This window comes from Caulobacter endophyticus (assembly GCF_029543245.1).
GTDB classification, from domain to species: Bacteria; Pseudomonadota; Alphaproteobacteria; order Caulobacterales; family Caulobacteraceae; genus Caulobacter; species Caulobacter endophyticus_A.
In genome coordinates this window covers 288,064-299,166 of record NZ_JARQWV010000001.1, presented here as the reverse complement: position 1 = coordinate 299,166, position 11,103 = coordinate 288,064, and the positions used below count along the sequence as shown (strand labels likewise).

Annotated in this window: 9 protein-coding genes; 2 read left to right on the top strand and 7 right to left on the bottom strand. The window is 69.1% G+C overall.

The features are described 5' to 3' along the window. Positions 1 to 118: 118 nt before the first annotated feature. Together P7A99_RS01230 and P7A99_RS01225 are read left to right on the top strand one after the other, a co-directional pair. Positions 119 to 1,324: an acyl-CoA dehydrogenase gene (locus P7A99_RS01230; protein ID WP_277792136.1), complete on the top strand. Its 1,206-nt coding sequence runs from the start codon at positions 119 to 121 to the stop codon at positions 1,322 to 1,324. A 12-nt stretch (positions 1,325 to 1,336) separates the two neighbouring features. Then, the gene (locus tag P7A99_RS01225) at positions 1,337 to 2,059 is read left to right on the top strand and encodes a hypothetical protein (protein ID WP_277792135.1); all 723 of its coding nucleotides are present in this window, start codon (positions 1,337 to 1,339) and stop codon (positions 2,057 to 2,059) included. Positions 2,060 to 2,264: 205 nt separating this feature from the next. Here the strand turns inward: P7A99_RS01225 and P7A99_RS01220 are convergent, their stop codons facing one another. From P7A99_RS01220 to P7A99_RS01190, 7 genes are all read right to left on the bottom strand, one after another. Continuing rightward, a complete protein-coding gene (locus tag P7A99_RS01220; RefSeq protein WP_277792134.1) occupies positions 2,265 to 3,047 on the bottom strand; it encodes an enoyl-CoA hydratase-related protein in 783 nt (260 codons plus the stop codon). Further along, positions 3,044 to 4,375, bottom strand: coding sequence for an amidase (locus P7A99_RS01215; RefSeq protein WP_277792133.1), 1,332 nt, complete (start codon positions 4,373 to 4,375; stop codon positions 3,044 to 3,046). The genes P7A99_RS01220 and P7A99_RS01215 overlap by 4 nt, the downstream gene beginning before the upstream one ends. A 1-nt stretch (position 4,376) precedes the next feature. After that, the gene (locus tag P7A99_RS01210; protein WP_277792132.1) at positions 4,377 to 5,774 is read right to left on the bottom strand and encodes a phenylacetate--CoA ligase family protein; all 1,398 of its coding nucleotides are present in this window, start codon (positions 5,772 to 5,774) and stop codon (positions 4,377 to 4,379) included. 17 nt (positions 5,775 to 5,791) lie between these two features. Then, on the bottom strand, positions 5,792 to 7,144 hold the full coding sequence (locus P7A99_RS01205; RefSeq protein WP_277792131.1) for an MmgE/PrpD family protein: 1,353 nt from the start codon (positions 7,142 to 7,144) through the stop codon (positions 5,792 to 5,794). Positions 7,145 to 7,657: 513 nt separating this feature from the next. Continuing rightward, a complete protein-coding gene (locus P7A99_RS01200; protein ID WP_277792130.1) occupies positions 7,658 to 8,767 on the bottom strand; it encodes a CaiB/BaiF CoA transferase family protein in 1,110 nt (369 codons plus the stop codon). After that, complete coding sequence (locus P7A99_RS01195) at positions 8,764 to 9,921, bottom strand: CaiB/BaiF CoA transferase family protein (RefSeq protein WP_277792129.1); 1,158 nt, start codon at positions 9,919 to 9,921, stop codon at positions 8,764 to 8,766. The genes P7A99_RS01200 and P7A99_RS01195 overlap by 4 nt, the downstream gene beginning before the upstream one ends. After that, positions 9,921 to 11,102 carry an acyl-CoA dehydrogenase family protein gene (locus tag P7A99_RS01190; protein WP_277792128.1) on the bottom strand — a complete coding sequence of 394 codons (1,182 nt, stop codon included), beginning with the start codon at positions 11,100 to 11,102 and terminating at the stop codon, positions 9,921 to 9,923. The genes P7A99_RS01195 and P7A99_RS01190 overlap by 1 nt, the downstream gene beginning before the upstream one ends. Between the last annotated feature and the right edge of the window lies 1 nt (position 11,103).

Genomic DNA, 11,103 nt, shown 5'->3' with positions numbered 1-11,103 from the left:
TCGCCTCCCGGTCAAATCCAGCGGCGACCGGGGTAGGCGCGGGGCCCCCGGCTAGAAAGGCGGAAGTTCAGATCAATTGCTGTGCGGTCATTTCCGGCCGCCGGAGGACTTGCCTTCCATGCCCCTCGACGCCGCTCCCGCAAACACGTCTGCTCAGGCTGCCGGTTTTGACTGGAAAGACCCGCTCGCCCTCGACGCCCGCCTGACCGAGGACGAGCGCCTGATCCGCGACGCCGCCCGCGCCTATGCGCAGGAGCAACTGCTGCCGCGCGTGGTGTCGGCCTATGCCGACGGCCGCTTCGACCGCGAGATCATGAAGGAGATGGGCGAGCTAGGCCTGCTGGGCTCGACCCTGCCTGAGGAATACGGCGGCGCGGCCGTGAGCCACGTGGCCTACGGCCTGATCGCCGCCGAGATCGAGGCTGTCGACAGCGGTTATCGCTCGGCCATGAGCGTGCAGTCCTCGCTGGTCATGTACCCGATCTACGCCTTCGGCTCCGAGGAGCAGAAGCGCAAGTGGTTGCCCGGCATGGCGCGGGGCGAGCTGATCGGCTGCTTTGGTCTCACCGAGGCCGACGGCGGTTCGGACCCAGGCTCGATGCGCACCGTGGCCCGCAAGGTCGACGGGGGCTACGTGCTCAACGGCGCCAAGATGTGGATCACCAATAGCCCGATCTCGGACGTCGCCCTGGTCTGGGCCAAGCTGGACGGCGAGATCCGTGGCTTCCTGGTCGAGCGCGGGATCGGAGGCTTTACCACCCCCAAGATCGACGACAAGCTCAGCTTGCGCGCCTCGATCACCGGCGAGATCGTGCTGCAGGACGTGCTGGTGCCGGAAGACGCCATGCTGCCGGGCGTGAAGGGCCTGCGTGGTCCGTTCTCGTGCCTGAACAAGGCCCGCTACGGCATCGCCTGGGGCGCCATGGGCGCGGCGCGCTTCTGCCTGGAGACCAGCGCCGCCTATGTCGCCGACCGCGTCGTGTTCGGCCGTCCGCTGGCCGCCCGCCAGCTGATCCAGAAGAAGCTGGCCGACATGCAGACCGAGATCGCGCTGGGCTTCGAAAGCGCCCTGGCCCTGGGCCGCCGCCTCGACGCCGGCGACTGGGTGCCCGAGGCCATCAGCCTGATGAAGCGCAACAACTGCGGCAAGGCCCTGATCATCGCCCGCGAGGCCCGCGACATCCACGGCGGGGCCGGCATCTCCGGCGCCAGTCACGTGATGCGCCACGCCGCCAACCTCGAGACGGTCAACACCTACGAAGGCGCGGCCGACGTCCACGCCCTGATCCTGGGTCGGGCGATCACCGGCCTGGCGGCGTTCTAGGGGGGGCGAGCGATGCAGCACCAGACCATCCGCGGCAAGATCCTCTACACATCGCGCAAGCCGGGCCGGGAAGGGCAGGGGCGGGGGCGTGAGCACTTCGCCATGACCCGCCACACCGATGGCAAGGTGACGATCCGCGCTCAGTGCGAGATCGACGAGCCCGATCCCACCGTCCTGCGAGATGCGATCTATTCGCTCGATGAGCACGGCCGGCCGATGGACCTGCACCTGCGCCTGACGGTCGGCGACCGGTTCATGGGCTCGGGCTGGTTCCGGTTCACCGACGACTTCATCGAGTGCGAGAGCTACGGCCCGTCGATCGGCCGCCTGTCGCAGAAGATGCCGACGAACGGATTCTTCGACGGCTTCGGCACCCATCCGATCATCGGCGACGCCTACATCTGCAAGGTGATGGACGTCGCCAAGGGGCCGCACAAGCGACGCTTGCGCATCTTCCTGCCCTCGGTCGATCACCGGGGCGCCACCCCGCCGCAGATCGTCGAGAGCAGCATCACGCTGGAGTATGTCGGCGAGGAAGAGGCCACGACCCCGGCCGGAACCTTCGCCTGCCGTCGTTTCCGCTTCCTCGGCGAGGACGGCGGCATGGTCAGCAAGGACGGCGAGCACCCCACCTACGACATGTGGGTCACGGCCGACGAACACTCGCTGTTCGTGAAGGGCGGCGTCGGCGGCTACATGCAGACCTGGTACGAGCTAATCGAGCTGGAGCGGTAGGCTTTTCCTGTCCCTCTCTCTTAGAGAGAGGGAGGGGCCCATGCGCAGCATGGGAGGGTGAGTGGTTTCACCGCTAGCTGGCAATTCGCCGTCGAAACGGACCCAGTGGCTTCACGCCTTATCCGGTGAGAGCGTACCCTCTCACCCTCCCGCACCTTCGGCGCGGGCCCCTCCCTCTCTCCATGAGAGAGGGGGCAAGGGGCGCTCATCGCTCTGGAAACACGGCCTTCCGCTTCTCCAGAAACGCCGTGCGTCCCTCGATGAAGTCCGCTCCCGAAACCGACGCCACGAAGGCCGCGCGCGTCGTCGCGCCGTCCTCGACAGCCCCGGCCAGGATCGCCCGGATCGTCGCCTTGATGGCCCGCACCGTGACCTGGGATGCCGTCGCGATATCAGCCGCCTTGGCGGCCGCGGCCGCCGGGACGTCGGCCTCCACCGCATCAATCAGCCCGAGCCGCAGCGCCTCCTCGGCTCCCAGCAACCGCCCCGTGAACAGGATGTCCCTGGCCGCCGAGGCGCCGACGGCGTCGACGAGGCGCTTGGTGTCTTCAAGGCTGTAGGTCAGGCCCAGCTTCGCCGGCGTGATGGCCAGGCGCGCGTCCGGCGCGGCGATCCGCAGGTCGCAGGCCAAGGCGACGGCGAGACCGCCGCCGACGCAGGCGCCTTCGATGGCGGCCAGCACCGGCTTTTCCAGGCCCGCGATCGCGCCGATTCCGGCGGTGATGGCGGCGTTGTAGTCGGCGGCGCTTTGCGGCGTCGCATAGACCGCCTCGAACTCGCCGATGTCGGCGCCGGCGGCGAAATGGCCGCCGCGTCCTGTCACGATCAGCACCTTGGCGTCGGAAGACGCGAAGGCGGCACAGGCGTCGGGCAGGGCGCGCCACATGGCCAGGGTGATCGCGTTGCGCTTGGCCGGGCGATCGAAGGTCAGTGTGGCGACGTCGCCGTCAATGATCAGGGTCAGAGTCCCCTCGGCGAAAGCGGTCATCGGAAGGCCTCCGGAACGGTCGTGGGCGACAGGGCTTCGCTCAGGCGCGCGGCCAGGGCCTGGGTAGGGCCGTCGGCCATACCGATCACCTGCAGCGACAGTGGCAAGCCGTCGGCCTGGCCGCTGGGCAGAGCGAAGGCCGGGGCGCCCAGCACGTTGCCAAGCGCCGTCAGGTCGGCTTGGCCCGCCGGAACCGCGCCGTCGAAGGCGAAGGCCTGTTGAGGCGTGGTCGGCGTCAGAATTCCGGCATATGTACTTGTTAGAAAGTGGATTTTTCGCTTCGTTTCATCAATCAGGCGATACGCCTCGGCCAGCTTGGCGGGCGTCTGTCGCGCGCCCCAGGCAAGCAGCGACCGCAGGTCTGGCGTGAAGCCCTCGGGATCCAGGGCCAGGGCGCGGCGGTGCTCGATCCCGCCCTCGATCTCGCTGATCAGCAGGCCCGCCCGGCGCAGGGCGCCCAGGTCCAGGTCGTCGATGCGCAGCCGCTCGAGCCGCCAGCCAGCGGCGGTCATGCCATCCAGCGCCCGGGCGAAGCCCTCCGCCACGGCCGGTTCCAGCGTAGCCAGGCCGTCGAGGTCGAGCACCGCCAGCGGTCGATCGTCGATCGCGGCGGCTTCATCGACGCCGCAGGCCTGCGCGACGAGGCTGGCATCTACGACCGAACGGGCGTGGACACCCACGTGATCCAGCGTCCAGGACAGGGCCGTGACGCCGTCGGTCGGGATCGCGCCCAGCGCCGGCTTGTAGCCCACGACGCCGCAGTAGGACGACGGCAGGCGCACGCTGCCCATGGTGTCGGTGCCCAGCGCGGCGGCGCACAGCCCCGCCGCCACGGCCGCCGCCGAGCCGCCCGAAGAGCCGCCGGGCGTGAAGCCGGCGCGATGCGGGTTCTCGCAACGGCCCAGGAAGACGTTGTCGTTGGTCGCGCCCAGCGCGGCCTCATGCATGTTCAGCGTGCCGAGGATCACCGCCCCGGCCGCCCGCAGCCTAGCCACGCACGCCGCGTCGGTCGGCGCGAGGTTGCGGGCGTAGGCCTTGATGCCGGCAGTGTGGGCCAGGCCCTCGACGGCGATGTTGGCCTTCACGGCGATCGGCGCGCCGTCGATCGCCGACAGCGGCGCGCCCGCCGCCCAGCGCCGGGCGCTGGCCTGCGCCTCGGCCCTGGCCCCGGCCGCGTCGAGCTCGACCAAGGCGTTGATGGCCGGGTTCAGCCGCTCGATCCGGGCGAGATAGGCCTGTGTCACGTCGACCGGGCTGGCGCCGGACGCATACAGCGCCGGCAGGCCCGCGACGCCCGCCGCGACGATCGGATCCGAGAAGCCGGCCACCTCAGTAGCGCTCGTCGATCAGGCGGATGGGCTTCTGGCGCACGTCGATCTGGGTCAGGCCCGCCGTCGCGCCCTTCGGCGCCAGCTCGACCTCGACCTCGATGCCGATCTTGCGCTTGAGGATCTCGCCGTAGAAGGCGGCGATGTCGCGCCATTCGGCGGTGTCGGCCGTGGTCTCGGCGGTCACGGCGAAGCTGTCGCGGCCCGTGGCGTCGCGGCGCGCGCGGCAGATGAACTCGCCCGCGAAGGCCGGCGCGTGCTCCAGCATCGCCCCCACGCCCTGCGGGAAGATGTTGATGCCCCGGATCTTGACCATGTTGTCCGAGCGCCCGAGGAAGCCCTCGATCCGCTGGAACACCACGTCGATCGACGACGGCTTGGGGATCGCCCGCGTCACGTCGTGGGTGTTGAAGCGGATCAGCGGATAGAGATCGTCCTTGAAGAGGCAGGTGACCACCATGTCGCCCAGCTCGCCGGGGGCCACGGCCTTGCCGGTGTCGATGTCGCAGATCTCCAGATAGTGGGCGTCCTCGTGCACGTAGAGGCCGTCGCGGTCCGGACCCTCGCCGGCGATCAGGCCGGTGTCGCCCACGCCGTACCAGTCGAAGCACTTGGCGCCGCCCCAGGCCTTCTCCATCGCCGCCCGGTCCTCGCGGCCCAGGTGCGCCGAGATCAGCCGCACGGGGATGTCGCGGCCAGGCTCGATGCCCATCTCGACGGCGGTGTCGGCCAGCTTCTTCAAGTAGTCGCCGAAGCCCACCAATACGGTGGCCCCGAAGCGCTTCATCACCTCGACCTGCTGGGCCGAGCGGGTCTCGACCCCGGTGCCGGCCGACAGGAATACGGCGCTGGTCCAGCGGGTGACGGCTTCGCGCACATAGTGCCCGCCGTTGATCATGCCGTGACCGTAGACCGAGTGGACCACGTCGTCTGGCGCCAGCCCCTGGAACTGGTAGTTGCGGGCCAGGAGCAGGTTCTGCACCTCGCGGCTCTTGGGGCCGAACAGCAGCACCTGGGGCGAGCCGGTGGTGCCCGAGGTGGTGTGCAGCATCACCGGCGGCCGCTGGTCGTCCGGATAGCCCTCGAACCCGGCGAAGTCGCCGAAGGGCGGATTGCGCTCCAGCGAGGCCATGATGTCGGACTTGTCGAAGCTGGGCAGGCGCGGCAGGTCGTCCAGCGAGCGGATGTCGCCGGGCTGGATCCCGGCCTCGCCCCACAGGCGCTGATAGAAAGGCGTCCTCCAGGCGCGGTCCACGCAGCGCAGGAACAGGCGGTTCTGCAGCGCCCGCAGTTCGTCGCGGCTGGTAGTGGTGGCGAAGCGCGTGAAGGCCTCGCCGATCGGGTGGTCGGCGACGATGGCGGGATAGTCGAGCGACTGCCAGTAGGTCTGGTGGGACATGGATAACCTTGGGGAGCTCAGCCGCCGCTGGCGAGGAGGAAGGCCTCGCGGGCGTCGGCCAGGGTGTCGAAGCGGTCGAAAAGGTCGGTCAGGGGGGCGTGGATCGCCTCCAGGCCGACGAAGGCCAGGCACGAGCGGGCCTTTTCCAGGTGCTCGTCGCGGCTCATCGGGAAGTCCGGCGAGCCGAGCTGGGACGTGACGTCGAGCACGATCTCGCGGCCGTCCTTCAGGCGGGCGACGGCGCGGGCCGGCACGAAAGCGGCCGGATCGGGATTGCCGTCGGGGACCACGACGATGCGCGCGGCCAGGGTCAGGACGTCCGGCTCGTTCAGGCGCTCCGCCGTATAGTCGTCCAGCCCCACGCGGCCGCGGGTCAGCATGACGGCGGCCAGATAGGGCAGGCAGAGGCGGGCGTAGGCGGTGTCCATCTCCGGCTTGGCGATGCGCCCCACCAGATGGTGGATCAGCGGCGGCGCCGAATAGGTCAGGCTGTCGAGATCGCCTGGGCCTACGCCGTGTTCGCTAGCCAGCTTGCGCACCGCCACCAGCCCGCCGTGGCAGGCGCGGCCGGTTGGGAAGGGCTTGCAGGCGACCTCGGCGATGCGGCGGTTCTTGAGGTCGGCCAGCACGGGCGCGAGATCAAACCCGGCCTCGAACAGCGGCAGGTAGCCGAACGGCCCCTCCAGCCAGTCGCGCGGACCAGGCAGTCCGGCCTGCGCCACGTCGATGGCCTGCAGCGCCGAGCGGGCGGCGGCGGCGACCTGGACGGGCAAGGCGGGCTTGCCCTCGGTGTGGGCCTGCATCGTGCCGCTGCTGAAGGCCAGGGCGTAGCCCATGGCGTCCATCGCCGTCTCGCGCGGAAGACGCTTCAGCCGCGCCAGGGCCGCCGTGGCGCCGAACACCCCCGCGGTCGCCGGCCGGAAGAAGCGCAAGGGCGTCGTTGCAGCGACCCCCAGCGCGATGGCGACGTCGACCCCGGCGACCATGGCCGCCAGCAGCTCCTCGCCGCTGTAGGGACCCGCGCGGTCCAGCTCGGCGATCAGGGCCGGCACGATCGTCGGCAGCGGGTGCAAAACGGCTTTCTCGTGAACGGAGTCGTACTCCTGCCCGTGCAGCTGGAAGGCGTTGACGAAGGCGGCCTGGGCGGGTGGCAGGCGCACGCCCGGACGGCCCAGCACAAGGCCTTCGCCTTCACCGCCCCAGCCGCGCGCGGCCGCAAGAACGGCGTCGGAATAGGCCGCCCCGGCCCCTGCCGCGCCCACCGCCACCGCATCGTGCAGCAGCCGGCGCGCGTCGGCCTGCACAGCGTCGAGCAGGGTGTCCCAGCGCAGGGAAAGGGCGTGGTCGACAAGGGCTTGCGCGGCGATCATGCGGCGACGCTAGCAGCGGCGCCGGCCGCTCTTTGGCGTGGCGTTCGGATTTGCGCGCACAGCGGACAACGGCGTCGCTGTCCGCCAGTCGAGCAAACGCGAAATCCCCGTCACGACGGGACAAGACACGTTCAGCCTTCCGTTCGCGGACCTTCCGGGGGGAACGGTCCGCGATGCAGGAGAGCCGCCATGCTGATGCGTGTTCTGTTGTTGCTGACCACCGCGTTTTTGCTGATGGAGGCCGGGCCGATGCTGCTGGCTCAGATGGAGCGCGAGCGGACGGGATCCTGACGTCTTCCTCTTCCAACTTGCTCGTCATCCTGGCGCTCTGGCTGGGACGACGGGGTTTTGGGAATAGGGCTGAATCCTGCCTTTCCCCCAATCCGATTTCCCCCGCGAAGGCGGGGGGGCAAGCTGAGGTCGCAGATGAGCCGCAGCCGCTCTCGATCCTGAAAATCAGCTTGGATCCCCGCCTGCGCGGGGATGCTCGGAGTTAAGTGGCTGACGTCTGTTTTATCGTACCCGCCAACCCGCAGGACCGGCGCCCAGCTCAGGCGAAACCGGGTCGATCACCGCCGGCTCGCGGCTGAACAGGATCGGCGTGCCGACGATCTCGTTGCCCTCGGCGTCACGCGACAGCATGCCCCGCGCGGCCATTGCCGGATCCTCGAAGGCTTCCTTCAGCGTTCGCACCGGCGCGAAACAGACGTCTCGTCCCTCGAACCAGGCTTCCCATTCGGCCCGGGTCCTGGTGATGAAGGCCTCGCGCAGGAAGGCCCGCAGGGGCTCCTGGCCCGGGCCGGGTTGCAGCTCGGCATAGGGCAGGAGGTCCAGGCGATCGAGGCCCGCCAGCAGGTTGCGGGCGAACTTCACTTCCGAGCCGCCCAGGCAGATCCACTGACCGTCGGCGCACTCGTAGAGGCCGTACATGGCGTTGCCGCCCCAGGAACGTTCGTCCTTCGGCGTATGGGCTTCGCCGGTGGCGAAGATCTTGCCGGTGACGTTGGGCGTCCAGGCCAGCACGCTGTCGTACATGGCCACGTCCACATAGTCGCCCAGGCCCGTCTTCTCCCGCCGCAGCAGGGCCATCAGCACCCCCGACAGCGCGGTGAGCGAGGCCAGGGCGTCGGCGACCGGCATGTTGGGCGGCGTCGGCTTGCCGTCGAAGCCTTCGCTGAGGCTCACCATTCCGGCCAGGGCCTGCACAGCGATGTCGTGGGCGGGGCGGTCGCGATAGGGGCCGGTCTGGCCGAAAGCCGAGATCGCCACATAGACGATGCCCGGATTGCGCGCTTTGACGGCCTCGTAGTCGAAGCCCAAGCGCTGGATGACGCCGGGCCGGAAGGCCTCGACCACCACGTCGGCTTCGGCGGCCAGATCGAGCAGCAGGGCGCGGCCCTCGGCCGACTTGAGGTCGACCTGGATGCTGCGCTTGCCGCGGCTGGTGTTGCGGAACCAGACGCTCGTCCCGTTCTTGCGATAGCCGATCTCGCGGGCCGGATCGCCTTCGCCGGGCGGCTCGACCTTGAGCACGTCCGCGCCGTGGTCGGCCATCATCAGGGTCAGCATCGGCCCCGGCAGGAAGAACGACAGGTCCAGAACGCGGACGCCTTCCAGCTTCACGAGGCAGCTCCCAGAATCTCATCCGTGTGTTCACCGAGCTTCGGCGCGCGGGCGCCAGGCATCCGCTCGCCGTCGATCTTCACGGGACAGGCCAGCATGGCCAAGCCTTCCGCTCGGTCAGGATGGGCGACGACGTCGCGCATGCCCACCTCGGCCACGAACGGGTTGTCCAGCGCGTCCATCATTTCCAGGATCGGCGCGAACGGCACCTTGCCGCCCAGGAGGGTGGTCCACTCGGCCGTGGTGCGCGTGCCGAACAATGCGTCCATCGCCTCGCTCAGCGCCGGCCGGTTGGCGTGGCGGCTGGGGATGTCGGCAAAGCGCGGATCGGCCTTCAGTTCGGCGGCGCCCGCCAGGTCGCACAGCGCCTCCCAGAACTTCGGCGTCTGGCACATCACCAGACCCCAGCCGTCGGCGGTCTTCACCGCCTGCGACGGCGCGATCGACGGGTGGGCGCCGCGCGGCAGGCGCTGGACCTTGTAGCCCTCGTTCATCGCCCAGACGGCGGGATAGGACAGCTGGTGCAAAGCGACGTCGAACAGTGAGACGTCGACGTCGCAGCCTTCGCCGGTCGTCCGCGCCGACAGCAGGGCGCTGACAACGCCGAAGGCCAGCATGGTCCCGGTCATGAAATCGACCATCGACACGCCCAGTCGCGCCGGCGGCGCGTCGGGCTCGCCGGTGAGGCTCATAAGCCCGGCCTCGGCCTGCATCAGATAGTCGTAGCCTGGCCAGCCGGCCCGGCTGTTGCCGCGCCCGTAAGCGGAAAGGTGGCCGCAGACGATAGCCGGGTTGACGCCCTTCAGGTCTTCGTAAGTAAGACGAAGTTTGCCCGGCTGATCGCCGCGCAGGTTGTCGACCACCATGTCGGCCTCAGCCACCAGCCCCTCGAAGGCCGCGCGGCCCTCGTGGGTCTTGATGTCCAGCGCGATGGACTTCTTCGACCGCGAGAAGGTCTGGAAGAACTGGCTGTCGGCCTGTCCGAGAAAGAATGGGCCGGTGGCGCGGCTGACATCGCCGCCCATGGCCGGGGCCTCGATCTTGACGACCTCTGCGCCCAGTTCGGCCATCAGCTGGGTGGCGTAGGGGCCGGCGCCGTACTGCTCGACGGCCAGCACCTTGATCCCGGCGAGCGGGCGGCGAACATCAGCCATCAGACCGGGTTCCGGGCCACGAGCTGGCGGGCGATGATGATCCGCTGCATCTCGTTGGTGCCTTCGCCGATGCACATCAACGGGGCGTCGCGGAACAGCCGCTCGATCGGATATTCCTTGGAGTAGCCGTAGGCGCCGTGGATGCGCATGGCCTCTGTGGCCACGTACAGCGCCGTCTCCGACGCGTAGTACTTGGCCATGCCGGCTTCCATGTCGACGCGCTCGCCGCGGTCATAGGCCTTGGCGGCGTCTTCCACGAGCAGCTCCGAGGCGCGGGTCTTGGCCCCCATCTCGCCGAGCTTCAGCTGGATCGCCTGGTGCTGGGCGATCGGCTTGCCCATGGTCTTGCGCACCTGGGCGTACTTGACGCTTTCCGCCAGGGCGCGCTTGGCGATGCCGACCGAGCGGGCGGCGACGTTGATGCGGCCGATCTCAAGGCCGCCGGTGGCCATCAGGAAGCCCTGGCCCTCTTCACCGCCCACCAGGCACAGCTCGGCGTCGCAGCGATAGTCCTCGAAGATGAACTCGCCGCTGTCGATGCCCTTGTAGCCCAGCTTCTCCAGCTTGCGGCCGTTGCTGACGCCGGGGATCGGGGCGCGGGTCACAGGATCGATCTTCGGGGTGATGAGCATGCTCATCCCCTTGTGGCGCGGCTGGGCCTCAGGATCGGTCTTGACCAGCAGGGCCGAGACATGGCCCTCGATGGCGTTGGTGATCCAGGTCTTGGCGCCGTTGACGACGTAGTCGCCGCCGTCACGCCTGGCGACCGTGCGGATGCCCTGGAGGTCGGTGCCGGCGTCCGGTTCGGTGAGGCCAAGGCACCCGCGCAGCTCGCCGCTAGCGAAACGGGGCAGCCAGAAGTCCTTCTGCTTCTGCGTGCCGAACTTCTGGACGACCATGGCCATCATCAGGTGCGAGTTGAAGACGCCAGTCAGGCTCATCCACTCGGCGCTGATCTTGGTGACGATCCGCGAATAGGTCAGGGCCGAAAGGCCCAGGCCGCCGTATTCCGGATCGATCAGGGCCCCGAACAGACCGAGCTCCTTCATGTCCTCCACGAGGGCGTGCGGATACTCGTCGTCGTGCTCGAGCTGCATCGCCACGGGGGCGACCTTCTTCTCCAGCCACTTGTCGATGGCGTCGAGGATGGCGCGTTCGTCGGCTTCCGAGATCTCGCTCATC

What these genes read in the sequence shown, in the direction of transcription:
- P7A99_RS01190 (WP_277792128.1), bottom strand. Translation starts at nt 11,102, where the DNA reads ATGAGCGAGATCTCGGAAGCCGACGAACGCGCCATCCTCGACGCCATC.
- P7A99_RS01220 (WP_277792134.1), bottom strand. Translation starts at nt 3,047, where the DNA reads ATGACCGCTTTCGCCGAGGGGACTCTGACCCTGATCATTGACGGCGAC.
- P7A99_RS01195 (WP_277792129.1), bottom strand. Translation starts at nt 9,921, where the DNA reads ATGGCTGATGTTCGCCGCCCGCTCGCCGGGATCAAGGTGCTGGCCGTC.
- P7A99_RS01205 (WP_277792131.1), bottom strand. Translation starts at nt 7,144, where the DNA reads ATGATCGCCGCGCAAGCCCTTGTCGACCACGCCCTTTCCCTGCGCTGG.
- P7A99_RS01230 (WP_277792136.1), top strand. Translation starts at nt 119, where the DNA reads ATGCCCCTCGACGCCGCTCCCGCAAACACGTCTGCTCAGGCTGCCGGT.
- P7A99_RS01210 (WP_277792132.1), bottom strand. Translation starts at nt 5,774, where the DNA reads ATGTCCCACCAGACCTACTGGCAGTCGCTCGACTATCCCGCCATCGTC.
- P7A99_RS01225 (WP_277792135.1), top strand. Translation starts at nt 1,337, where the DNA reads ATGCAGCACCAGACCATCCGCGGCAAGATCCTCTACACATCGCGCAAG.